The sequence below is a fragment of the Phaeovulum sp. genome (assembly GCF_030684035.1).
In the GTDB taxonomy this organism is placed as follows: domain Bacteria; phylum Pseudomonadota; class Alphaproteobacteria; order Rhodobacterales; family Rhodobacteraceae; genus UBA6213.
In genome coordinates this window covers 98007-120487 of sequence record NZ_JAUXPI010000002.1, presented here as the reverse complement: position 1 = coordinate 120487, position 22481 = coordinate 98007, and the positions used below count along the sequence as shown (strand labels likewise).

The window sequence follows — 22481 nt, the reverse complement described above, 5'->3', positions numbered from 1 at the left end:
CTCGCTCTTTCATACGGCGCGGCTTTTGTCCATATCGGGGGGGGAATGGGGGCGGACATGGGCGAATGGACAAGGCGCTGCGCGCCGGGGCTGGACGAGATCGAGGCTATGGCCGAGGCGGCGCGCGCCGCCCTGCCCGTGGCATTTGCCGCGCAGGCAGCGGGCATTGTGCTGCGGGTCGAGGATTTCGCCTCCGACGAAATGCTTGACGAGATGCAGATCGAGGACGGGTTCGAGTTGACCGGGCTATATGACGGCATCCCGCTGACCCAGAAATCGGTGATGGATCAGCTGATCGGCCCGGATGTGATCTGGCTGTTCCGTCGCCCGATCCTTGATGAATGGGCGGCGCGCGGCGACATCGCGCTTGGGGCGCTGGTGGCGCATGTGATGGTGCATGAAATGGCGCATCACTTCGGCTGGTCGGATGATGACATTGCGGCAATCGACCGCTGGTGGGAATAGCGCCGCCCCGGCCCGCGGCGAAAGCGCCGCAGGTGCGGAATTGTTAGCGCCACCACTTGGAACCGCCGCATATTGGTGGCACTGTCACTGCAAAATTTGCTCGGGGGCAGGCGATGAATCCGATCCTGACTGTGACACTCAACCCGACGGTCGATTTCGCGACCACGACTGATGTGGTTGACCCTGACCGCAAGCTGCGCTGCGCGCGCCCCGATACCGACCCCGGTGGCGGCGGCATCAACGTGAGCCGCACGATCACCATTCTGGGCGGCCATTCCACCGCCTTTGTCGCTGTGGGCGGGCCGATGGGCGACAAGCTGGTGCATCTTCTGGCCGAGGCCGGTATCGGCCTGGCACCCTTTCCTTCGCCGGGTGAGACGCGGCAAAGTTTTTCGGTTCTCGAGAATTCCAGCGGCAAGCAATACCGCTTTGTGATGCCTGGCCCGACCTGGCCGGCAAAATCGGTGACCGCGGCACTTTCGAGAATCGCGCGGGCAGCCCCTCGGGGTGGCTATGTGGTGCTTTCGGGCAGCCAGCCGCCGGGGGTGCCGGATGATTTTCCAGCCCATCTTGCGGCGCGGATCAAACGCGCCGGGGCGCGGCTCATCCTGGATACCTCTGGCAAGGCGTTGCACCATCTGCTGGCTGCGCACTCGGCCCCCGCGCATGTGTTGCGGATGGATGGCGAAGAGGCGGAAGAGCTGGCCGGGCACGCCCTGCCGGGCCGCGCGGACAGCGCCGATTTCGCGCAGTCTCTGGTGATGCGCCGGGTCGCCGACATCGTGATTGTGGCGCGCGGTGCCGATGGCTCGGTGCTGGCCAGTGCCGAAGGGCGCTGGCACGCGGCGGCGGCAAAGGTGCCGGTGCTATCAAAGGTCGGCGCGGGCGACAGTCTGGTGGGGGCTTTCACGCTGGCGCTCAGCCGTGGCGACCGGCCCGAACGGGCGCTGCAGATCGGCGCGGCAGCGGCAAGCTCTGCGGTAGCGACTGCGGCGACGCAGCTTTGCCGCGCCGCCGATGTTCGCCGCCTGACGCCGCTCTGCACTTTGAGCCGCGTCTAGGCGCAGTTCAGCCCCTGGCTGCGCGGCGGAAAACCAGCGCGGCAGAGACGCCGAACAGCAGTTTTGATGCAAGGCTTGCGCCATAGGGAACGATGGTGACAAAGGCCGGGTTGATGGCCGGCAGAATCACGAAAAAGTTCATCCCCCAGACGGATGCCAGTATTGCCACGATCAGCGCCACCTCGGCCCAACTACCCGCCAGACGCGGAAACACGCGGGCCACGAAATAGGCCGCGGCGATGCCAAGGCCAAGCGCCAGCACCATGTGAATTACCAGACCGAGCGCCACCGAATAGGGCGCGGCGGCAAGGCTCGGGAACACCGTTTCGGTGATGCCGCGCGCCACATCGGCAGAGCCTGCGCCCTGCAACTGCCGGTAAATCGCAATCCAGAGCACTTCTGCCGTGCCTCCTGCAAGCCCTGCCCATAACCCTGCGCCAATCAAATTGCGGCGTGAGGGAAGCGCCATGGCGCGCGTCAAATTGCCTTGCATGCTGCGTAACTCCTTCGTTTGTGTCACCCGCCCAAACGGACGCGGTGTTGGTGCGGCAGAGGCGGGGCGAAAGCTTGCTCCACTTCTGCATGTGCGATGCCGCGTATGCACGATAAAGCAAAAAAAAGCACTGATTCAGGTCAAGTCAATGCGCTGTGGCCGCTTTTCAGCGGCCCGCTCAGCCCTCGTCGCGCCAGCGGTTGACAATCGGGTAGCGGCGGTCGAGCCAGAAGGCGCGGGTCGAAAGCCGCGGGCCGGGGGCCGCCTGAAAGCGCTTCCATTCCGAGATATAAAGCAGATGCTCCACCCGCTTCACCGTGGCCCGGTCAAACCCCGCCGCCACCACCTCTGCCACCGACTGGTCGGCCTCGACCAGCCGCTCCAGAATCGCGTCAAGCACCTCGTAGGGGGGCAGGCTGTCCTGATCCCTCTGACCGGCACGAAGTTCGGCGGTTGGCGGCTTGTCGATCACCCGCGGCGGTATCACCTCGCCCGCAGGTGCCGCCATCCAGGCCCGGTGGTTGGCGTTGCGCCAGCGGCAGGTTTCAAAGACGCGGGTCTTGTAGAGGTCTTTCAGCGGGTTGTAGCCGCCCGCCATGTCGCCGTAGATGGTACAGTAACCCACTGCCACCTCGGATTTGTTGCCGGTGGTCAGCAGCATTTCGCCGAACTTGTTGGCGATTGCCATCAGCATCAACCCGCGCAGCCGCGACTGGATGTTCTCCTCGGTCACGTCGGGCGTGGTGCCCGCCATAACCGCCGCCAGCGCCGTCGCCACCGCGCCGCGCGCGCCCTCGATCGGCACCGTGTCAAGCCGACAGCCAAGCCGGCGCGCGACCTCGGCGGCATCTTCAAGCGAATCCCGCGCGGTGAATTCCGAAGGCAGCATGACGCAGCGCACGTTCTGCGGCCCGAGCGTGTCGGCGGCGATCACCGCCACCAGCGCCGAATCGACCCCCCCCGAAAGCCCGAGCAGCACCTTCGAGAAGCCCGATTTGCCAAGGTAGTCCTTCAGCCCAAGCAGCATCGCGCGGTAATCCTGTTCCCATGCGTCGGGCTGCGCTGCCATCTGCCCCGGCACCACGCGCCACCCCTGCGGCGTGCGCGCCAGATCGACATGCTCGATCACCTCCTCGAACGGCGGCAGTTGCAGCGCCAGCGCGCCGCCGGGGTTCAGCGCAAAACTCGCGCCATCAAAAACCTGGTCGTCCTGGCCGCCGACGGCGTTGAGGTAGATCAGCGGCAGCCCGGTTTCGACCACCCGCGCCACGGTCACGTTCAGCCGCAGATCAAGCTTGCCGCGCCGATAGGGCGAGCCGTTCGGAACCAGCAACACCTCGGCCCCGGTCTCGGCCAGCGTCTCGGCCACATCCTCATACCAGGCATCTTCGCATACCGGGGTGCCGATGCGCAGCGGGCCAATCCGGTAGGGGCCGGAAATCGGGCCTTCGTCAAAAAGCCGCACCTCGTCGAACACGTCATCGTTCGGGCGATGGTGCTTCAGCATCCGCGCCACCACCCGCCCGCCTTGCAGCACCCACCACGCATTGTAGAGGCCGCTTTCGTCGGCAAAGGGTGCACCAATGCCGATTGCCGGGCCATCGGCGCAGGCTGCGGCAAGCGCTTCCATCCGCGCCATCGCATCGGCCACAAAGGCCGGTTTGAGCACCAGATCCTGGGTCTGGTAGCCGGTCAGGAACATTTCCGGCAGCGCCACCATATCCGCGCCCGCCGCGCGCGCCTGTTCCCACGCGGCACGGGCCTTGGCGGCATTCGCAGCCAGTGCGCCAAGTGTCGGGTTCAGTTGCGCGAGGGTCAGGCGAAAACGGTCGGTCAAGGCTGGCGCTCCGAAAGCTGCTTGCCTCGGGTTTAGCAGAACGACGCCCGAGCGGAAGCCCGCGCGTGCGCGCCCAAGTGGCCGGGGCGCATGGCCCGCGGCTTGTCACCCGCCGCCGCGGGGCTTAGGTTTGCACGAAAGCGGTGCCGCCGGGCAACCGCAGCACCTCGGGCGGGAGAAACCAGATGAAGCGCGCGCAATGGGCAGGTTTCGGGCTGGTGCTGGCGCTGGGGCTGGCGGCAGGCGCTGCGGCGGCACAGGAAGTGGTGACCAAGCAATACGAGGATGGCGGCTTTTACGAAGGCACCTTCAAGAACGGCGTTCAGCACGGCTTTGGCAGCTACCGGCTGACCAACGGCTATGAATATGTCGGCGAATGGGTCGAGGGCGTCATCGAGGGCCGGGGCCGGGCGCGCTTTCCCAACGGTTCGGTTTACGAGGGTGCCTTTGTCGCGGGCAAACCCGAGGGCAAGGGCCGCATCGTCTTTGCCGATGGTGCCAGCTACGAGGGCGACTGGGTGGCGGGCGAGATCACCGGCGAGGGTGTCGCGGTTTACGCCAATGGCACCAGCTACGCGGGCGGTTTCGTGAACGCGGTGCACAATGGCCGGGGCGAGATGCGCGGTGCCGATGGCTATGTCTATTCCGGCGACTGGGTGATGGGCGTCAAGGAGGGTGCAGGCACCATCACCTACGCCGACGGCTCGGTCTATGAGGGCCAGATGCGCGGCGGCCAGCGCGAAGGCGCGGGCAAACTGACCACCATCGAGGGCCTGATCTATGATGGCGGCTGGCTCGCCGGGCAGATGAATGGTCCGGGGCGGCTGCGCCAACCCGGCGGCGATCTGTTCGAAGGCACCATGCGCGACGGTCAGCGGCAAGGCCCCGGCAGGGTTACCTACGCCAATGGCGACACCTACGAGGGCGGCTTCGAGGCCGACCGCCGCCACGGCAACGGCGTGTTTCGCGGCACCGATGGCTATATCTATGACGGCGCATGGGTCGAGGGCCGGATCGAGGGCGAGGGCCGGGTGGTTTACCCCGATGGCACGATCTACGAGGGCAGCTTTGTGGCAGATCAGCCCGACGGGCTTGGCCGCATCACCTATCCCGACGGGTCAAGCTACGAAGGCGGCTGGGCCGGTGGCGTGATCGAGGGGCGTGGCGTGGCGATCTATGCCAATGGCATGACCTATGAGGGCGACTTTCTGGCCGGTCGCACCCATGGCCAGGGCCGGATGAGCTATCCTGACGGTTACACCTATGAGGGCGGCTGGCAAGATGGCCAGCGCCATGGGCTGGGCCGCGCCGTCTATGCCGATGGCTCGATTTACGAAGGCGGCTTTGTGGCCGGGCTGCGCGAAGGCAAGGGCACGCTGACCACGCCCGCAGGCTACCGCTACTCGGGCGACTGGGTGGCGGGCGAGGCCGAGGGACAGGGCATTGCCAGCTATCCCTCGGGCGATGTCTATGAGGGCGGTTTTGTTGCGGGCAAACGCCAGGGCAGCGGCGTGATGCGCTATCGTTCGGGCAGCGTGATCGATGGCGAGTGGCGCGAAGATGCGCCGATCGCTGCCGCGCCACCACTACCCGAGGCGGTCCCCGCCGAGGCCGCGGCCGAGGCCGCAGAAACTCCCGTAGCCCCCGCAAACTGACGCGCGCATCCAACCCGCGCCCGGCGCACGCGCTGCTTTCGGACCCGCCTCCGCCCGTGGCGCGAAAGCCATACCTGCCCTGAAGGGCGGCGGCACCGAAATCGGCTGCCTTCCCCGCCCCGCCGCCAGCCCGGCCCGCCCCCCCCCGCCTTTCCCGCTGCGCTGCCTTCCCCGCCCCACCTGCCTTCCCCGCCGCACTGGCACCGCTAGCCGCAGAAGCGCTATCCGTTGCCTTGCCGATGTGGCCGGGCGCTTTCGCGGCACCGATGGCCGCTGCCACGATCCGGCGGTCGGAAACAAACCGCTGCCGGTTTCACCGCTTGCAACTAACTGACCAGTCAGTTATTAATCTGACATGACAGATGCCAGCCCCACCCCCGATTCGCCTTCCAGCCCCGGCACCCCAAAGTTCCGCCGTCGTGCCGAGGCGCGCCCCGACGAGGTGCTTGATGCCGCCCTCTCGCTGTTTTCGGCGCAGGGCTATGGCCACACCACGGTCGATCAGATCGCCCACCGCGCCGGGCTTTCAAAGGGTGCGGTCTATCTCTACTTCCCCTCCAAGCGGGCGCTGCTCGAAGAGCTGGTGCGCCGCGCCATCGGCCCGGTCGCGGGCTTTGCCGAGGGGCTTGGCGACAGCTTCAAGGGCGATCCGCGACCGCTGATAGCCCGCTTCCTGCACATTGTCGCCGCAGCACTGACCAATCCGCACACCCTTGCCGTGCCCAAACTGGTGATCCGCGAGGCAATGGCCGCGCCGGAAATTGCCCAGCTTTACCGCGACGAAGTGCTGGCCCGCGCCCTGCCTGCGCTGCAGGCCTTGCTGGCGCAGGGCGTGGCGGGCGGCTTTATCCGCCGGGTCGATCCGGAAATGGCGGCGCGCTGCGTGATGGGGCCGATCATAGCGCATCTGATGCTGTCAGAGGTGTTCGGCGTCGCCCCTGAAGGCGGGCTTAACCTCGACCGGCTGATCGAAACCCATCTGGCAATTCTGAACGCCGGGCTGGAACCGGTTGCGGAGGAACGGGCATGAGCACATTGCCGGGGTGGATCATCGGGCTGGTTGCGGCAGTGTTTCCGGGGTTCGGCGCGGCACCCGAGACCGGATACAACGGCTATATCGAAGCCGATTACATCTATGTCGCGGCCACCAGCGCCGGGCGGCTGAGCGAGATCGCGGTGCGCGAAGGCGACAAGGTTGCACCGGGCCAGCCGCTGTTCCGGCTTGACGAGGGTGCCTATGCCGCAGCACTGGCAGCGGCGACGGCGCAGGTTGCGGCAGCGGCGGCAAATCTCGACAACCTGCAAACCGGGGCGCGCCCCGAGGAAATCGCGGTGCTGCGCGCCGCCCTTGCCAGCGCCGAGGCGCAGCGGCAGCTCGCAGCAAGCACGCTGGAGCGTTCCGAGCGGCTGATCGCCAGCGGCAGCGCCACGGTGGCGCAGCTTGATGCGCAGCGCGCCGCGCTGGCGGCGGCAAAGGCACAGGTGGCGCAGGCCGTGGCGCAGCTTGCGGTGGCCGAACTGCCTGCCCGCCCTGCCCAGCGCGCCGCCGCCGAAGCTGCGCTGCGGGCCGCCGAAGCCGAAGCCGAGCGTGCCCGCACCGCCCTGGCCGAAAGGGTGGTGGCCGCCCCCGCCGCCGGCCGGGTGGAAAAGCTCTACTTCGATCCGGGCGAGGTGGCGGGGATCGGCGCGCCGGTGCTCTCGATCCTGCCCGAGGGGCCGCTGACGGTACTCTTTTTCGTGCCCGAAAGCGACCGCCCGAAACTGGCACCCGGGGCCACCTTTCTGCTCAGCTGCGACACCTGCCCGCCGGGGCTGACCGCCACGCTCACCCGCCTGGCTGCCAGTCCGCAATACACCCCGCCGGTGATCTACAGCCGCGATGAGCGCACCAGGCTCGTCTATCGTGCCGAGGCGGCGCTGGCGGCGGGATCGGGCCTGATGCCCGGCCAACCGGTCACGCTTCGGCCCTGGCCATGAGCGACGACCTTGCCATTTCGGTGCGCGGCATCACCAAGCGCTTTGGCGCGCGCACCGTGGTCGACAGTTTCGACATGGATGTGCCGAGGGGGGCGATCTACGGCTTTCTCGGCCCCAACGGTTCGGGCAAGACCACCACCATCCGCATCATGTGCGGCCTCTTGACCGCCGATGCGGGCGACGGCACCTGCCTTGGCTTCGACATCCGCACCGAGCCGCAGCGGATCAAGGAAAACGTCGGCTACATGACCCAGCGGTTTTCGCTCTACGAAGACCTCACGATCCGCGAAAACCTCGATTTCGTCGGCCGCATGTACCGGATGAAGGGCCGCCGCGCGGCGGTGAACAAGGCACTCGCCGACCTCGGGCTCGCCGACCGCGCCGGGCAACTGGCGGGCACGCTTTCGGGCGGCTGGAAACAGCGGCTGGCACTTGCCGCCTGCATGCTGCACAACCCCGCGCTCTTGTTGCTTGACGAACCCACCGCAGGCGTGGACCCCAAGGCGCGGCGCGATTTCTGGGACGAGATCCGGCGGCTTTCGGCGGCCGGGGTGACCGTGCTCGTCTCCACCCATTACATGGATGAAGCGGTGCAATGCGATTACATCGCCTATATCGCCTACGGCAAAAAACTCATCTCTGGCCCGTCGCAAGACATTCCGGCGATGATCGGGCTGCACACCTGGCGCGTGCAGGGGCCCGAAATCGGCGCGCTCGAGGCGGAACTGCGCTCAACCCCCGGCGTCGGGCAAGTGGCGCGCTTTGGCGCGGTGCTGCACGTTTCGGGAACCGATGCGGCGGCGCTTGAAGCGGTGGCGCGGGCGGGCATGGCGCGCGGCCTGCACCGCTGGCAAAAGAAGGAAGCCGAGCTTGAGGAAGCCTTCATCTACCTGATGGCCGGGGCCAGCGACAATTTCGCGGAGGCAGCCGAATGAGCTTTTCCCTCTCGCGGTTCTTTGCGGTGCTGGCCAAGGAATTCGTGCAGATGCGGCGCGACCGCGTCACCTTTGCGCTGATGATCGGGGTGCCGATCATGCAACTGCTGATCTTCGGTTTCGCGATCAACACCGACCCGCGCCATATGCCGACACTGGTGGAAATGGCCGATAGCGGACCGGCGGCGCGGGCGGTGGTTGCGGGCATGCAGGCCTCGGGCTATTTCGATATCATCGGCACCGTCACCAGTGCCGCCGAAGGCGACCGGGCGTTGCGCGAAGGCAGCGCAAGTTTCGTGCTGGTGATCCCGCCGGGGTTTGAGCGCGACGTGCAGCGCGGGCTGTCGCCGGAACTGCTCTTGTCGGTCGATGCGTCAGACCCGAGCGCCGCCGCCGCGGCGGTGGGCGCGATGCCCGGCATCGCCGCCACAGCGGTTGCCGAAACGCTCTCCGGGCCTGTCGCGGCCAAAGCCACCACGCCCGACCCCTTCGGCGTGACCGTGCACCGCCAGTACAATGCCGAGGGCAAGACCTCGACCAACATCGTGCCCGGCCTGCTGGCGATCATCCTTGCCATGACGATGGTGATGATTACCGCCGTCGCTATCGTGCGCGAGGCGGAGAAAGGCACGATGGAGGCGTTGATTGCCACCCCGGTGCGGCCAACCGAGGTGATGCTCGGCAAGATCATTCCCTATGTGCTGGTCGGATATGTGCAGACGCTGGTCTTTCTGCTGGCCGCCAAGGTGCTTTTCGATGTGCCTTTCATCGGCAGCCGGTTCGCGTTCTTTCTCGGCTTCAACCTTTATATCGTCGTCAATCTGGCGCTCGGGTTCCTGATCTCGACGCTGTCGCGCTCGCAGATGCAGGCCATGCAGATTTCGTTCTTCACGCTTTTGCCCTCGATCCTGCTTTCGGGCTTCATGTTCCCCTTCGCGGGCATGCCCGGCTGGGCGCAGGCAATCGGCACCGCGATTCCGGCCACGCATTTTCTGCGGCTGACCCGCAAGGTGATGCTCAAAGGGGCGACCATTCCCGACATCGCCCCCGACATGGCGGCGATTGCCGCGATCATGGCGGTGATCGTCGTGGCGGCGATGCTGCGCTACCGGCAGACGCTCGACTGAGCGATTTTGCGCTTTTCTTTTGCCGCGCCCTGCCTATAGTCCGGCCCCATGACCCGCATGCGGCCCCCCTTCGCAGCCTGCCCCGCCCCGCTCGGCACCCCGCCCTGCGCGCTGCAAGCCCGTGGTCTGCTTCTTCTTGGTCGCTTCTGAGCGTGCCTTTGGGTGCGACCGCTCGGACTGACCAGCACCCGGAATGAAGCCAGCCCAATCCGAGAGAAGTGACATGACCGACCACAGCCCCGACCGCGTCCTGATATTTGATACCACCCTGCGCGATGGCGAACAGTCGCCCGGTGCCACCATGAGCCAGTCCGAAAAGCTAGAAATCGCCCTGCTGCTTGATGAAATGGGCGTCGATATCATCGAAGCCGGTTTTCCGATCGCCTCCGAGGGTGATTTCGAGGCGGTGAGCGCAATTGCCAAGGTGGCCAAATCGGCCGTCATCTGCGGCCTCGCACGCGCCAACATGAAGGATATCGACCGCTGCTGGGAGGCAGTGCGCCATTCGCCGCGCCCGCGCATCCACACCTTCATCGGCACCTCGCCGCTGCACCGCGAAATCACCAAGCTTGATCCCGAGGCGATGCTGGCGGTGATCCACGACACCGTGACCCACGCCCGCAACCTGACCGACAACGTGCAATGGTCGGCGATGGACGCGATCCGCACCGAGCGTGATTATCTCTGCCGGGTGGTGGAAACCGCGATCCGCGCCGGGGCCAGCACGATCAACATTCCCGATACCGTGGGCTATACCCTGCCTGAAGAAAGCGCCGCGATCATCCGCATGCTGCTGGAAAAAGTGCCCGATGCCGACAAGGTGATCTTTGCCACCCATTGCCACAACGACCTCGGCATGGCCACCGCCAACGCTCTGGCGGCCGTCGGCGCGGGGGCGCGGCAGATCGAATGCACGATCAACGGGCTGGGCGAGCGCGCCGGCAATACCGCGCTTGAGGAAGTGGTGATGGCGCTCAAGGTGCGGCGCGATCTGATGCCCTTCATCACCGGCATCGACACCACCAAGATCATGAACCTGTCGCGCCGCGTCGCGCAGGTTTCCGGCTTTCCGGTGCAGTTCAACAAGGCGGTGGTAGGCAAGAACGCCTTCCTGCACGAAAGCGGCATCCATCAGGATGGTGTGCTGAAAAACGTCGAGACCTTCGAGATCATGCGCCCCGCCGACATCGGCATTACCGAAACCAACATTGCCATGGGCAAGCATTCGGGCCGCGCGGCGCTGCGCGCCAAGCTTTCCGATCTCGGCTTCGATCTGGCCGACAACCAGCTCGGCGACGTGTTCGTGCGCTTCAAGGCCTTGGCCGACCGCAAGAAAGAGGTCTATGACGATGACCTGATCGCGCTCATGTCCGACACCGCCACCAACACCGACAGCGACTATCTGCAGGTGAAATGGCTGCGGGTGATCTGTGGTTCCGAAGGCCAGTCGGCGGAACTGAAACTGCTGGTCGATGGCGTCGAACATTACGCCGACACCTCGGGCGACGGCCCGGTCGATGCCGCCTTTCGCGCCGTCGACGCGCTTTACCCGCACAAGGCGCGGTTGCAGCTCTACCAGGTCCACGCGGTGACCGAAGGCACCGATGCGCAGGCCACGGTTTCGGTGCGGATGGAGGAAGACGGGCGCATTGTCACCGGCTCTGCCGCCGATACCGACACCATTCTGGCCTCGGTCAAGGCCTATGTCGGCGCGCTGAACCGGCTGCGGCTCCGGCGCGAAAAGACCGCGCCCGATGCCGACCGCAAGACGGTGTTCATGACCACGCCTTCCTGAGCGCCCGGCCCGGCGGGTTACCGCCGGGCCAAGCCGGGCAGTTTTGCCATTTTCCCTTCCGCCGCAGCACGCTGCACCGTATATGGGGGGTCAACCAAGGCTCGGGGCGCGCCGAGTCGGGGGCTGGTGGATATTGGGGAACGGAAAACATCATGGCAGGTTTTGGTCTGTTCTCGTCCGACATGGCGATCGACCTCGGCACCGCGAACACGCTCATCTATGTCAAGGGCAAGGGTATCGTGCTTAACGAGCCTTCGGTTGTCGCCTACCACGTCAAGGATGGGAAAAAGGTGGTTCTTGCTGTCGGCGAAGATGCCAAGCTGATGCTTGGCCGCACGCCGGGCAGCATTCAGGCGGTGCGGCCAATGCGCGATGGCGTCATCGCCGATTTCGACAGCGCCGAAGAGATGATCAAGTATTTCATCCGCAAGGTCGCCAAGCGCTCGACGTTTTCGAAGCCGAAAATCATCTGCTGCGTGCCACATGGCGCGACCCCGGTTGAAAAGCGCGCCATCCGCCAGTCGGTCCTGTCGGCAGGTGCCCGCCGCGCCGGTCTTCTGGCCGAGCCGATCGCCGCCGCCATTGGTGCCGGCATGCCGATTACCGACCCGACCGGCAGCATGGTGGTCGATATCGGCGGCGGCACCACCGAAGTTGCTGTGCTCAGCCTTGGCGACATCGTTTACGCCCGCTCGGTGCGGGTCGGGGGTGACCGCATGGATGAGGCGATCATTTCCTATCTGCGCCGCCAGCAGAACCTGCTGGTGGGCGAATCGACCGCCGAGCGCATCAAGCTTGCAATCGGCAACGCCCGGATGCCCGATGACGGGCGCGGCATCGGCATGCTGATCCGCGGCCGCGACCTGCTGAATGGCGTGCCGAAGGAAATCGAGATCAATCAGGCGCATATCGCCGAGGCGCTGGCCGAGCCGGTGCAGCAGATCTGCGAGGCGGTGATGACCGCGCTCGAGGCAACCCCGCCCGACCTTGCCGCCGACATCGTTGACCGGGGCGTGATGCTGACCGGCGGCGGCGCCCTCTTGGGCGATCTTGATCTGGCGCTGCGCGAACAGACCGGGCTGTCGATCTCGGTCGCGGAAGCGCCGTTGAACTGCGTGGCACTGGGCACCGGCAAGGCCCTTGAATTCGAAAAACAGCTTCGCCACGTCATCGACTACGACAGCTGAGCGCGCCGCCGCCGCCGCGACGCGACGGATGGGGCCGCCCCTGAGACGAGGCCACATTGGCAAGAAACCGCGACGACATCGACTTTGCCAGACCCGTGCGCCGCATCCTGATTGCGGCCATGGCGGTCGTGCTTGCGCTTACCTTTCTGGTCTGGCGTATCGACAGCCCGCGCGTCGAACGCTTTCGCGCCGCCTTCATCGACCGCTTCGTGCCCACGTTCGACTGGGCAATGGTGCCGGTCACCAAGATGCTGGGCATGGTGGAAGGCTTTCAATCCTACGCCCGGATCTACGAACAGAACCAGGAACTGCGCCGCGAGTTGCAGCAGATGAAGGCCTGGAAAGAGGCGGCAGTGCAACTGGAACAGCAGAACGCGAAACTGCTGGCGCAGAACGCTGTGCGGCTTGACCCCAAGCTGACCTCGGTTTCGGGGGTGGTGCTCGCCGACTCGGGCTCGCCGTTCCGCCAATCGGTGCTGCTCAATGTCGGCTCGCGCGACGGGGTGGTGGATGGCTGGGCGACGATGGACGGGCTCGGCCTTGTCGGGCGCATCTCGGGGGTCGGGCGCACCACCGCCCGGGTCGTGCTGCTGACCGACAGCTCCAGCCGGATTCCCGTCACCATCCAGCCCTCGGGCCAGCGGGCGCTGCTCTCGGGCGACAATTCGGCGCTGCCGCTGGTCGAGTTTCTGGAAAGCCCCGAACTGGTGCGGCCTGGCGACCGGGTGGTAAGCTCGGGCGATGGCGGGGTGTTTCCCGCCGGAATTCTGGTAGGCCAGGTGGCGCAGGGCAGCGACCGCCGCCTGCGGGTGCGCCTTGCCGCAGATTACGAGCGGCTCGATTTTCTGCGCGTGCTGCGCAGCCACCCGGCCGAACAGTTGCAAGACGTGGGTGCGCTGATCCCGCCGGCACCCGAGGCGGGCGAGGCTGGCTCATCGGCACCGCTCACCGCGCCGGCGGCGCTTCCGAGGCCCGGCGGCAATGGTTGACCCGATTTCCCGGCAACTGCTTTTCCACCGCACGCTCTTTCTGGGCCTGGCGCTCGGCGTGCTGTTCTTGCGCCTGTTACCGCTGTCGAGCGGCACATCGGGCTGGCCCGGCCCCGATATCACGCTGGCAATCACGCTCGCCTGGCTGCTGCGCCGCCCGGAATATGTGCCTGCCATGCTGATCGTCGCTGTGATGCTGATCGAAGATCTGATGTTCCAGCGCCCACCCGGCCTCTGGGCGCTGATCGTGCTCGGCGGCACCGAGTTTCTGCGCGCCCGCGAGGCAAGCCTGCGCGATCTGTCGTTCTTGCTCGAATGGCTGACGGTCGGCGTGCTGCTTTTGGCAATGGTGCTGGCTAACCGCATGGTGCTGGCGGTGCTGATGGTGCCGCAACCCGCGCTCGGCCTGTCGCTGCTGCACTTCCTCGCCACCATCGCCGTCTATCCGCTGGTGGTGATCGCCAGTTACATCGCCGTCGGGCTGCGCCGCGCTGCCCCCGGCGAAGTTGACGCGTTTGGCAGGCGGCTATGAGGCGTTCCCCCCGCGACAGCGCCGAAAGCCAGCGCAAGATCAGCCGCCGCGGCCTCATGCTTGGGGCGTTTCAGGCGGGCACAGTGGCGGTGCTGGCGCTGCGGATGCGCGGCATGCAGCTTGCCCAGGCCGACGAATACCGGCTTTTGTCCGAGGGCAACTCGATCAAGATCCGCCTGCTGCCGCCAGCCCGCGGGCTTATTCACGACCGCAACGGTTACCTGCTGGCGGGCAACGAATCGAATTACCGGGTGACCATCACCCGCGAAGACGCGGGCGATGTGGCCGATGTACTGGCACGGCTTCGCCGCCTGATCGCGCTGAGCGATGCCGAGGCAGAATCGATTCTTGCCGAAATGCGCCGCCGCAGCCCGATTGCGCCCTTTACCATCGCCGACCGGCTGAGCTGGGAGGAGTTTTCGCGCATCGCGGTCAACGCCCCGGCTCTGCCCGGGGTCACGCCCGAAGTCGGTCTTTCGCGGTTCTACCCGCGCCACGCCGATTTCGCGCATGTACTCGGCTATGTCGGGCCGGTCTCCGACTTCGACCTTGGCCGCATCGAAGACCCTGACCCCTTGCTGCGGATTCCGCGCTTCCAGATCGGCAAGGTCGGCATCGAGGCGAAGATGGAACAGGCGCTGCGCGGCCGCGCGGGCACAAGGCGGGTCGAGGTCAACTCCGCCGGGCGCGAAATGCGCGAGCTTTCCCGCCAGGAGGGCGACCCCGGCGATGCGCTGCAACTGACCGTCGACTACCGCCTGCAAAACTATGTGCAGGAGCGGCTTGGCAAGGAAAGCGCCTCGGCGGTGGTGATCGACGTGACCAATGGCGATATCATGGCGATCGCCTCGGCCCCCTCGTTCGACCCCAACCTGTTCGTGCGCGGCATTTCCTCGGCAGCCTATCGTGGCCTGAATGAAAACGACCACCGCCCGCTTGCCGACAAATCGGTGCAGGGCCTCTACCCGCCGGGTTCGACCTACAAGATGGTCACTGCGCTCGCGGCAATGGAGGCCGGGGTGATCGGCCCCAAGGAAACCGTGCGCTGCCCCGGCTTTGTCGAGGTCGGCGGCCGCAAGTTCCACTGCTGGCGCCCGGCCGGTCACGGCAACATCAACCTGCAACAAAGCCTCGAACAATCCTGCGACGTTTTCTATTACGATGTCTCGCAGCGCGTCGGCATCGACAAGATCTCCGACATGGCGCGCAGGCTTGGCCTTGGCATGCACCACGATCTGCCGCTGTCGGCGGTGGCCGATGGGCTGGCACCGACCCAGGAATGGAAAAAGCGCCGCTACGGGCGCGATTGGGTCATCGGCGATACGCTGAATGCAACCATCGGTCAGGGCTTCGTGCTCACCTCGCCGCTGCAACTGGCGGTGATGACCGCGCGCATCGCCTCGGGGCGCGAAATCGTGCCGCGCCTGGTGCGTTCGCGCAACGGCGTTGAAATCGCCGCGCCGCGCGCCGCCGTGCTGGCCATAGACCCGGCCTATCTCGAAGCGGTCCGGGCCGGTATGGATGCTGTGGTCAACTCGACCAGGGGCACCGCCAACGGCTCGCGTATCGTCGCCGCCGAAATGCGCATGGCGGGCAAGACCGGCACCAGTCAGGTGCGCAACATCTCGGCCGCCGAACGTGAAGGCGGCGTCACCTCCAACGAGGACCTGCCCTGGGCACAGCGCGACCACGCGCTTTTTGTGGCCTATGCCCCGGCGAATGCGCCGAAATACGCCGTGGCACTGGTGGTAGAACATGGCGGCGGTGGCTCGGCGGTGGCAGCACCGCTGGCGCGCGACATGCTCCTTTTCGCGCTCTACGGCAAGCTGCCGCCGCTCTCTGCCTATCCCGAAAGCCAGCGCACCCGCATTCAGACCCAACACGACCAGATGCAGCTTGTCGATCCTGACGAAACGCCGCCGCGCACGAGCAGCCGCGCATGACCCATCTCGATTACGGCCTCAGATCGGCACCGACGGGCTTTCGCAAGGTGCTCCATATCAGCTGGCCGCTGGTCGTGCTGCTCTCGGCCATCGCCTGCGTCGGCTTTCTCATGCTTTATTCGGTGGCGGGTGGCCGCATCGAGGTCTGGGCGGAACCGCAGATCAAACGCTTCGCGGCAGGCATGGCCGCAATGCTGATGATCGCCATGGTGCCGATCTGGTTCTGGCGCAACCTGTCGGCGCTGGCCTATGCGCTTTCGCTAGCGCTGCTGATCGCGGTCGAGTTCTTCGGCGATGTCGGCATGGGCGCGCAGCGCTGGCTCGAGCTTGGGCCGCTGCGCCTGCAACCCTCCGAGGTGATGAAGATCGCGCTCATCATGGCGCTCGCCGCCTATTACGACTGGCTCGACCTCGCGCGAACCTCCCGGCTCATCTGGGTGGCAGTTCCCGCCGCGCTGATCCTGGTGCCGACGGCGCTGGTGCTGTCGCAGCCCGACCTCGGCACCGCGCTGATGCTGGTCATGGGCGGCGGCCTGGTGATGTTCGCGGCGGGGGTGAGCTTGTGGTATTTCGGCTCGGTGCTGGCGCTGGGGGTGGCGGCGGTCGCCGCGGTGCTGCAAAGCCGCGGCACATCGTGGCAGCTTCTGCGCGATTATCAGTATCGCCGCATCGACGTGTTTCTTGATCCCGCAAGCGATCCGCTCGGTGCCGGCTACAACATCACCCAGGCGCAGATCGCGCTCGGCTCCGGCGGCTGGGCCGGGCGCGGCTTCATGCAGGGCACCCAGTCGCGGCTCAATTTCCTGCCCGAGAAGCACACCGATTTCATTTTCACCACGCTGGCGGAGGAATTCGGCTTTGTCGGCGGGGCCTCGCTGCTGGCGCTTTATGTGCTGGTGATCGCCTTCTGCATCCACTCGGCGCTCTCAAACAAGGACCGCTTCGCAGCACTTCTCACGCTCGGCGTTGCCGCCACCTTCTTTCTCTATTTCGCGGTGAACATGGGCATGGTGATGGGGCTTCTGCCGGTGGTTGGGGTGCCCTTGCCGCTGGTCAGCTACGGCGGCACCGCAATGATGATCCTGCTCATGGCCTTCGGCCTGGTGCAAAGCGCCCATGTCCATCGCCCGAGGTAACCCGATGCAAACCGTGCTTTTCGCCGCCCCCGCCCGGCTCTGGGCAAAGTATCAGGCACCGCTTGCCGAGGCTTTCCGCCAAGCCGGGCTGAGGGTGCAGATGGCCGATGCCACCACCCCGCCCGAAACGGTAGATTACATCATCTTCGCCCCCGGCGGGCTGCTGGCCGATTTCACCCCCTATCGCCGCACCCGCGCGGTGCTGAGCCTCTGGGCCGGGGTCGAGCGGATCGTGACGAACCCGAGCCTGACGCAGCCGCTTGCCCGCATGGTCGATCCGGCGCTCAGCGAGGGCATGGTGGAATGGGTCACCGGCCATGTGCTGCGCCACCACCTCGGGCTCGATGCCCATATTCTCGGCCAGGACGGCATCTGGCGCGGCGCGCTCACCCCACCCCTGGCGCGGGAACGCAACGTGGCAATCCTTGGCCTCGGCGAACTTGGCCGCGCCGCCGCAACGGCGCTTGCAAGCCTCAATTTCCGCGTCACTGGCTGGAGCCGCGCGCCAAGGGAACTGCCCGGCATCCGCTGCCTTTCGGGTGCCGCAGGGCTTGCCGAAACCCTTGCCCGCGCCGAAATTCTGGTCACGCTTCTGCCCGATACGCCGGAAACCGAAAACCTGCTGAACGCCGCCACCCTCGCAAGGCTGCCGCGCGGTGCCGTCATCATCAACCCCGGCCGCGGCAGGTTGATCGACGATGCGGCGCTTCTTGCCGCACTTGATGCAGGCCAGATCGCGCATGCCACGCTCGATGTGTTCCGCACCGAGCCCCTGCCGCCAGATCACCCGTTCTGGGCGCATCCGGGGGTCACCGTCACCCCGCATATCGCCGCCGAAACCCGCCCCGCCTCGGCCGCGCGGGTGGTGGCCGAAAACATCCGCCGCGACCTCGCAGGCCTGCCGCTGCTGCACCTTGTCGATCGTGCGCGCGGCTACTGACAGCTGCTTCAGAAAGAAATATCCCCGCCGGAGGCGCAGCCCGCCACGCGCGTTCCCGCATGGCTTAACAAACCCCCGCGCGCCGCCTATAAGACAGGCAGCAGCAGCAAAGAGGCCCCATGCGTAACGCCACCATCACCCGCCAGACCGCCGAAACCCGGGTTGCGGTCACGGTCAACCTTGACGGCACCGGCGCTTATGAAAACGCCACCGGCGTCGGCTTTTTCGATCACATGCTTGACCAGCTTGCCCGCCACTCGCTGATCGACCTGACCATTCATGCCACCGGCGATCTGCACATCGACGATCACCACACCGTCGAGGATGTAGGCATCACCCTTGGCCAGGCGCTTGGCGCAGCACTCGGCGACAAACGCGGCATCCGCCGCTACGGTCACTTCGATCTCGCGATGGATGATGCGCTGGTGCGCGCCGCGCTCGATCTGTCGGGCCGCCCCTATCTTGTCTGGAGTGTCGATTTCCCGACCCCGAAGATCGGCAGCTTCGACACGGAACTGGTGCGCGAATTCTTTCAGGCGCTGAGCACCCATGCCGGCATGACACTGCATGTTGACCGCCTGCACGGGCTCAACAGCCACCATATCGCCGAGGCCAGCTTCAAGGCGGTTGCCCGGGCCCTGCGCGCGGCGGTCGAACCCGACCCGCGCATGGGCGGCGTGCTGCCTTCCACCAAGGGCGCGCTTTGATGCTGACCGTTCTGGTCGATTACGAAAGCGGCAACCTGCATTCGGCCGAAAAGGCGTTTCAGCGCATGGCGGCCGAGGTCGGGGGCGGCGCGGTGCTGGTTTCCTCGCGCCCCGAAGATTTGGCGCGCGCCGATCGCATCGTGCTGCCTGGCGATGGTGCCTTTCCCGCCTGCCGCCGCGCGCTCGATGCCCATGGCGGGCTTTTCGAGGCGATCGAAGAGGCGGTCACGGCGCGCGCGCGGCCCTTTCTCGGCATCTGCATCGGCATGCAGATGATGGCGACGCGCGGGCTTGAATATACGCCGACACCGGGCTTTGACTGGATCGGCGGCGAAGTGGTGAAAATCACCCCCTCCGATGCGGGCATGAAGGTGCCGCACATGGGCTGGAATGACCTGGTGATCGACCGCCCGCACCCGCTGCTGGCGGGCATCGTGACCGGCGATCACGCCTATTTCGTGCATTCCTACCACTTCAAGGTGGCCAACCCCGCCGACAGGCTGGCGCATTGCGACTACGGCGGCGAAATCACTGCCATTGTCGGGCGCGCCAACATGGTCGGCACCCAGTTCCACCCCGAGAAAAGCCAGGCCGCGGGCCTGCGGCTGATTGCCAACTTCCTGCGCTGGAACCCGTGAAGCCCGCCGGCGCGGCGCTCAGTTGGCCCGCGTCCAGGTGCCGCCATTACGGCAGAGGAAGGCAATGCAACCCTCGACCGCCAGAGTATTACCCGAAAGCGTCAGCTTCGACTTGTAGGTTTTGTCGCGGTCCGGCGACCAGAGCATGCCCTTGTAGCCGCTCGCGCCGTTGGCCACCATATCCCAGATGATCAGCTTGCCGATGTTTTCCGAAGCCATCGGTTTGCCGGCGCTGTCGAACGATTTGATTAATGTGCCGCAGAGCGCCGACCCGCATGGCACGATCTGCACATGGCCGGAGTTGCCGTTGTCGTCGGGGGCAGTCCTCCAGATGCCTTCCAACGGGTCCGCGCCCGCAACACCCGCCGCCACGGCGAAAACCGCCGCCAGTACCACTCGTTTCATGTCTATCCTCCCTGATAGCTGGCACCATATCAGCCACACTGCCCGATTCCCGGCAAGCCTGACGTCGGGTCGCAGGTTACCAGGCGTTGTGCCGCACCAGATCATCGCGCAACTCGCCGGCAAAATCGAGCGCCATCGGCCGAGGGCGGGTGAACAGGCTCACGGCGACGAACAGCCCGCTGCTGATCGCCGTCACACTCACCGCGAGCCATGGGTTGAACACGCTCACCCCCTGCACCAGCGACAGCCACACCGCGACCATGGCCCCCCCGGCCAGGCAGGCAAGCGCGCCCGCAGCGGTGCCGCGCCGCCAGAAGAAGGCACCGATGATCGGCGGCACGGTAACCAGAAGCCCCGCCGCCGAAAGCGCCGCCAACTGATCCACAATCCGCGCCGAGTCGATGGCAAAGGCTGCCGCAAAAACAATCACCGCCACCACCACCATCCGCCCGGCAAACACCTGCCGCGCGTCGCTGGAACCCCGGCGCATCAGATCCCGCGCCACCATCGAACCGACGGTGAGCGCAATCGAATCGAGCGTCGAGATCGCCGCCGAAAGCACCCCGATTATCAAGAGCACCGCCACCGGCACCGGGATAGCCCCCGAGGTCAACAGCGCTGGCGTCGCCAACGCGGTATTCTCCAGCCCCGGCACCAGTTGCAGGGCCGCAAAACCCCAAATCACCGCGATCAGCGTGAAAATGAAGCCGAACCCGAGCACCCACAGGATCATCCGCCGCATCGCAGCGAAATCGCGCGCCACGAACAGCCGCTGGCTCACCTGCGGGTTCGAGATCGCAAAGAAGAACCACGGCAGCGCCAGCGCGGCGAAGGTCGGCAGGCTCCACAGCCCCGGTCCCGGCAAATCAAGCCACTTGCCGTGCGTCGCAATTGTCGCATCGACAAAGGCCCCGGGTCCGCCGATTGCCGCGACCGCAAAGCCCACCGCCAGCAGTCCCGACAACAGCATCACCCCTGCCTGCGCCGCATCAGTCCAGGCGACCGACCGCAGACCCGCCAGCAGCGTCCAGAGCATCGCCAGCACCGCACCGGTCACCACCGCCGCGACGAGCGAGATGCCGCCGCCGGTCACGCCCGAAAGCAACAGGCCGATACCGGCCATCTGGGTTGTGCAATAGGGCAAGAGGAACACCAGCGCGACCACCGCCATCAACCGCGCCACGCCCTTGCTGCCATAGCGCGCGCCGACCATTTCGGCGGGCGAAATGAACCCCCATTTGCGCGCCGCCAGCCAGAACCGCGGAGCAAAGATCACCAACAGGCTCAGCCCGGCGAAATAGATCAGCTCGAACCCCAGCGCGCCTACGCCGCCGCGATAGGTCAGCCCGGTCAGCACCACCAGCATGAAGGCGGAATAGGTTGTGGCACCGTAGGAAAGCCCGGCAACCAGCCCGCTCAGCCGACCGCCGCCAAGGTAATAATCGGCGGCCGTGCCGGTGTTGGCCCGGGTCGCTGCCCGCGCGATCAACATCCCGACAAGCGCAAACACCGCGATCGCGGCCGAGATCAGCGTGGTGGAGAGCATGCTGTCAGTCCTTCCAGCGCATCACGGCAAGGCCGATCATGGCGATCACCGCCACCCCGAAAGCCGACCAGAAGCCGAAGATCGCCAGCGACGGCGCGCCGCCCGCCAGCACGCGGTAGGGTATGGCCACCGCCAACAGCACCAGCGCCGCAGTTACAACCGCCCACGCCCAAAACGATCGATGCCCCATATGCGCCTTCCTCTGCCCTGGTCGCGAGACCTATCGCCACCGTCGCGCGGACGCAACCACTTCTTGACGTTACGTCAACATTGGTTACACGCCGCACCCGCGCGGTTTGCACCTGCCGCCGTTTCCCGCTATCACCCGCACCAGATAGCGCCCGGCGGAGCCGAACGATGATCCTTTACCCCGCAATCGACCTCAAGGACGGTGCCTGCGTGCGGCTGATCCATGGGCGCATGGAAAGCGCCACGGTGTTCGGCACCGACCCCGGCGCGCAGGCCGCCGCCTTCGTGGCGGCGGGCGCTGAATGGCTGCACCTCGTCGATCTCAACGGCGCCTTCGCGGGCACGCCGGTAAACGCCGCGGCGGTCGAGGCGATCCTTGCGCAGGTGAAGGTGCCGGTGCAACTCGGTGGCGGCATCCGCGACATGGCCACTATCGAACGCTGGCTTGCCAAGGGCCTCGCCCGGGTCATTCTCGGCACCGTCGCGGTTGAAAACCCGGGCCTGGTGCGCGAAGCGGCGCGCCGCTTTCCGGGCCATATCGCGGTCGGCATCGACGCGCGCGAAGGGTTTGTGGCCACCAAGGGCTGGGCCGAGGCCACCGCCGTGCAAGCCACCGACCTTGCCAAAAGCTTCGAAGACGCGGGTGTAAGCGCGATCATCTACACCGACATCCTGCGCGACGGTGCCATGGGCGGCCCAAATATCGCCGCCACCGCGGCGCTGGCCCGCGCCGTCACCATCCCCGTCATCGCCTCGGGCGGCGTGTCGTCACTCGCCGACCTCGTGGCGCTCCGCGATACCGGGGTGATCGCCGGGGCAATCTCGGGCCGCGCGCTTTATGACGGGGCGATTGATCTCTCCCAGGCCCTCGCCACGCTGAAAGCCTGACCCGCTTCATCAGCGCCCAAACCTCGGCGGGCGCGC

Annotated in this window: 22 protein-coding genes; 17 read left to right on the top strand and 5 right to left on the bottom strand. The window is 66.2% G+C overall.

Annotation, left to right across the window (positions count from 1 at the left end):
- Nucleotides 1-57: 57 nt before the first annotated feature.
- Both Q8J98_RS00645 and Q8J98_RS00640 read left to right on the top strand, forming a co-directional pair.
- Nucleotides 58-465 carry a metallopeptidase family protein gene (locus Q8J98_RS00645; RefSeq protein ID WP_370868037.1) on the top strand — a complete coding sequence of 136 codons (408 nt, stop codon included), beginning with the start codon at nt 58-60 and terminating at the stop codon, nt 463-465.
- A gap of 113 nt (nt 466-578) precedes the next feature.
- Nucleotides 579-1526: a 1-phosphofructokinase family hexose kinase gene (locus Q8J98_RS00640; RefSeq protein ID WP_305292568.1), complete on the top strand. Its 948-nt coding sequence runs from the start codon at nt 579-581 to the stop codon at nt 1524-1526.
- Nucleotides 1527-1533: 7 nt separating this feature from the next.
- Here the strand turns inward: Q8J98_RS00640 and Q8J98_RS00635 are convergent, their stop codons facing one another.
- Both Q8J98_RS00635 and Q8J98_RS00630 read right to left on the bottom strand, forming a co-directional pair.
- The gene (locus tag Q8J98_RS00635) at nt 1534-1923 is read right to left on the bottom strand and encodes a hypothetical protein (RefSeq protein ID WP_305292566.1); all 390 of its coding nucleotides are present in this window, start codon (nt 1921-1923) and stop codon (nt 1534-1536) included.
- 274 nt (nt 1924-2197) lie between these two features.
- Nucleotides 2198-3856: an NAD+ synthase gene (locus tag Q8J98_RS00630; RefSeq protein ID WP_305292564.1), complete on the bottom strand. Its 1659-nt coding sequence runs from the start codon at nt 3854-3856 to the stop codon at nt 2198-2200.
- A gap of 185 nt (nt 3857-4041) precedes the next feature.
- Between Q8J98_RS00630 and Q8J98_RS00625 the strand changes: the two genes are divergently transcribed.
- The 14 genes from Q8J98_RS00625 to hisH all read left to right on the top strand — a co-directional run bounded on the left by Q8J98_RS00625 (nt 4042) and on the right by hisH (nt 19417).
- Nucleotides 4042-5511, top strand: a complete 1470-nt coding sequence (locus Q8J98_RS00625) for a 2-isopropylmalate synthase (protein WP_305292562.1) — start codon at nt 4042-4044, stop codon at nt 5509-5511.
- Nucleotides 5512-5866: 355 nt separating this feature from the next.
- The gene (locus Q8J98_RS00620) at nt 5867-6541 is read left to right on the top strand and encodes a TetR/AcrR family transcriptional regulator (RefSeq protein WP_305292560.1); all 675 of its coding nucleotides are present in this window, start codon (nt 5867-5869) and stop codon (nt 6539-6541) included.
- Nucleotides 6538-7488, top strand: coding sequence for an HlyD family secretion protein (locus Q8J98_RS00615; protein WP_305292558.1), 951 nt, complete (start codon nt 6538-6540; stop codon nt 7486-7488). The genes Q8J98_RS00620 and Q8J98_RS00615 overlap by 4 nt, the downstream gene beginning before the upstream one ends.
- Nucleotides 7485-8423 carry an ABC transporter ATP-binding protein gene (locus Q8J98_RS00610; RefSeq protein ID WP_305292556.1) on the top strand — a complete coding sequence of 313 codons (939 nt, stop codon included), beginning with the start codon at nt 7485-7487 and terminating at the stop codon, nt 8421-8423. The genes Q8J98_RS00615 and Q8J98_RS00610 overlap by 4 nt, the downstream gene beginning before the upstream one ends.
- Nucleotides 8420-9550: an ABC transporter permease gene (locus Q8J98_RS00605; RefSeq protein WP_305292554.1), complete on the top strand. Its 1131-nt coding sequence runs from the start codon at nt 8420-8422 to the stop codon at nt 9548-9550. The genes Q8J98_RS00610 and Q8J98_RS00605 overlap by 4 nt, the downstream gene beginning before the upstream one ends.
- A 223-nt stretch (nt 9551-9773) precedes the next feature.
- On the top strand, nt 9774-11345 hold the full coding sequence (locus Q8J98_RS00600; protein WP_305292552.1) for a 2-isopropylmalate synthase: 1572 nt from the start codon (nt 9774-9776) through the stop codon (nt 11343-11345).
- Between the two features lie 152 nt (nt 11346-11497).
- The gene (locus Q8J98_RS00595) at nt 11498-12532 is read left to right on the top strand and encodes a rod shape-determining protein (protein WP_305184172.1); all 1035 of its coding nucleotides are present in this window, start codon (nt 11498-11500) and stop codon (nt 12530-12532) included.
- A 56-nt stretch (nt 12533-12588) separates the two neighbouring features.
- Nucleotides 12589-13521, top strand: coding sequence for a rod shape-determining protein MreC (mreC, locus tag Q8J98_RS00590; RefSeq protein WP_305292550.1), 933 nt, complete (start codon nt 12589-12591; stop codon nt 13519-13521).
- Entirely contained in the window at nt 13514-14053 is a 540-nt protein-coding gene (locus Q8J98_RS00585) for a rod shape-determining protein MreD (protein WP_305184174.1), read from the top strand. Before mreC ends, Q8J98_RS00585 begins: the two co-directional genes overlap by 8 nt.
- The gene (mrdA, locus tag Q8J98_RS00580) at nt 14050-15996 is read left to right on the top strand and encodes a penicillin-binding protein 2 (protein ID WP_305292548.1); all 1947 of its coding nucleotides are present in this window, start codon (nt 14050-14052) and stop codon (nt 15994-15996) included. The genes Q8J98_RS00585 and mrdA overlap by 4 nt, the downstream gene beginning before the upstream one ends.
- Nucleotides 15993-17132, top strand: a complete 1140-nt coding sequence (rodA, locus tag Q8J98_RS00575; protein ID WP_305292546.1) for a rod shape-determining protein RodA — start codon at nt 15993-15995, stop codon at nt 17130-17132. Before mrdA ends, rodA begins: the two co-directional genes overlap by 4 nt.
- Nucleotides 17113-18072: a 2-hydroxyacid dehydrogenase gene (locus tag Q8J98_RS00570; protein ID WP_370868036.1), complete on the top strand. Its 960-nt coding sequence runs from the start codon at nt 17113-17115 to the stop codon at nt 18070-18072. Before rodA ends, Q8J98_RS00570 begins: the two co-directional genes overlap by 20 nt.
- A gap of 119 nt (nt 18073-18191) precedes the next feature.
- Nucleotides 18192-18779: an imidazoleglycerol-phosphate dehydratase HisB gene (hisB, locus tag Q8J98_RS00565; RefSeq protein ID WP_305184178.1), complete on the top strand. Its 588-nt coding sequence runs from the start codon at nt 18192-18194 to the stop codon at nt 18777-18779.
- Nucleotides 18779-19417, top strand: coding sequence for an imidazole glycerol phosphate synthase subunit HisH (gene hisH, locus Q8J98_RS00560; RefSeq protein ID WP_305292544.1), 639 nt, complete (start codon nt 18779-18781; stop codon nt 19415-19417). The genes hisB and hisH overlap by 1 nt, the downstream gene beginning before the upstream one ends.
- Before the next feature lie 18 nt (nt 19418-19435).
- Here hisH and Q8J98_RS00555 read toward each other — a convergent pair whose 3' ends face one another.
- The 3 genes from Q8J98_RS00555 to Q8J98_RS00545 form a co-directional block, all read right to left on the bottom strand.
- Nucleotides 19436-19822: a DUF2147 domain-containing protein gene (locus tag Q8J98_RS00555; protein WP_305184180.1), complete on the bottom strand. Its 387-nt coding sequence runs from the start codon at nt 19820-19822 to the stop codon at nt 19436-19438.
- A gap of 76 nt (nt 19823-19898) precedes the next feature.
- Nucleotides 19899-21368: a sodium:solute symporter gene (locus Q8J98_RS00550; protein WP_305292542.1), complete on the bottom strand. Its 1470-nt coding sequence runs from the start codon at nt 21366-21368 to the stop codon at nt 19899-19901.
- 4 nt (nt 21369-21372) lie between these two features.
- Complete coding sequence (locus Q8J98_RS00545; RefSeq protein WP_305184182.1) at nt 21373-21558, bottom strand: hypothetical protein; 186 nt, start codon at nt 21556-21558, stop codon at nt 21373-21375.
- A 167-nt stretch (nt 21559-21725) separates the two neighbouring features.
- Between Q8J98_RS00545 and hisA the strand changes: the two genes are divergently transcribed.
- Nucleotides 21726-22445 (top strand): 1-(5-phosphoribosyl)-5-[(5-phosphoribosylamino)methylideneamino]imidazole-4-carboxamide isomerase, encoded by a 720-nt coding sequence (gene hisA, locus Q8J98_RS00540; RefSeq protein ID WP_305292540.1) that lies wholly within the window; start codon nt 21726-21728, stop codon nt 22443-22445.
- Nucleotides 22446-22481: the final 36 nt, after the last annotated feature.

Bases quoted from the DNA above. Each gene is read 5' to 3' on its own strand.
- Q8J98_RS00585 (WP_305184174.1), top strand. From the start codon at position 13,514: ATGGTTGACCCGATTTCCCGGCAACTGCTTTTCCACCGCACGCTCTTT.
- mrdA (WP_305292548.1), top strand. From the start codon at position 14,050: ATGAGGCGTTCCCCCCGCGACAGCGCCGAAAGCCAGCGCAAGATCAGC.
- Q8J98_RS00600 (WP_305292552.1), top strand. From the start codon at position 9,774: ATGACCGACCACAGCCCCGACCGCGTCCTGATATTTGATACCACCCTG.
- Q8J98_RS00610 (WP_305292556.1), top strand. From the start codon at position 7,485: ATGAGCGACGACCTTGCCATTTCGGTGCGCGGCATCACCAAGCGCTTT.
- Q8J98_RS00615 (WP_305292558.1), top strand. From the start codon at position 6,538: ATGAGCACATTGCCGGGGTGGATCATCGGGCTGGTTGCGGCAGTGTTT.
- Q8J98_RS00550 (WP_305292542.1), bottom strand. From the start codon at position 21,368: ATGCTCTCCACCACGCTGATCTCGGCCGCGATCGCGGTGTTTGCGCTT.
- hisB (WP_305184178.1), top strand. From the start codon at position 18,192: ATGCGTAACGCCACCATCACCCGCCAGACCGCCGAAACCCGGGTTGCG.
- Q8J98_RS00570 (WP_370868036.1), top strand. From the start codon at position 17,113: ATGTCCATCGCCCGAGGTAACCCGATGCAAACCGTGCTTTTCGCCGCC.
- Q8J98_RS00625 (WP_305292562.1), top strand. From the start codon at position 4,042: ATGAAGCGCGCGCAATGGGCAGGTTTCGGGCTGGTGCTGGCGCTGGGG.
- Q8J98_RS00620 (WP_305292560.1), top strand. From the start codon at position 5,867: ATGACAGATGCCAGCCCCACCCCCGATTCGCCTTCCAGCCCCGGCACC.
- hisA (WP_305292540.1), top strand. From the start codon at position 21,726: ATGATCCTTTACCCCGCAATCGACCTCAAGGACGGTGCCTGCGTGCGG.
- Q8J98_RS00645 (WP_370868037.1), top strand. From the start codon at position 58: ATGGGCGAATGGACAAGGCGCTGCGCGCCGGGGCTGGACGAGATCGAG.
- Q8J98_RS00555 (WP_305184180.1), bottom strand. From the start codon at position 19,822: ATGAAACGAGTGGTACTGGCGGCGGTTTTCGCCGTGGCGGCGGGTGTT.
- Q8J98_RS00545 (WP_305184182.1), bottom strand. From the start codon at position 21,558: ATGGGGCATCGATCGTTTTGGGCGTGGGCGGTTGTAACTGCGGCGCTG.
- Q8J98_RS00605 (WP_305292554.1), top strand. From the start codon at position 8,420: ATGAGCTTTTCCCTCTCGCGGTTCTTTGCGGTGCTGGCCAAGGAATTC.
- Q8J98_RS00640 (WP_305292568.1), top strand. From the start codon at position 579: ATGAATCCGATCCTGACTGTGACACTCAACCCGACGGTCGATTTCGCG.
- Q8J98_RS00595 (WP_305184172.1), top strand. From the start codon at position 11,498: ATGGCAGGTTTTGGTCTGTTCTCGTCCGACATGGCGATCGACCTCGGC.
- rodA (WP_305292546.1), top strand. From the start codon at position 15,993: ATGACCCATCTCGATTACGGCCTCAGATCGGCACCGACGGGCTTTCGC.
- hisH (WP_305292544.1), top strand. From the start codon at position 18,779: ATGCTGACCGTTCTGGTCGATTACGAAAGCGGCAACCTGCATTCGGCC.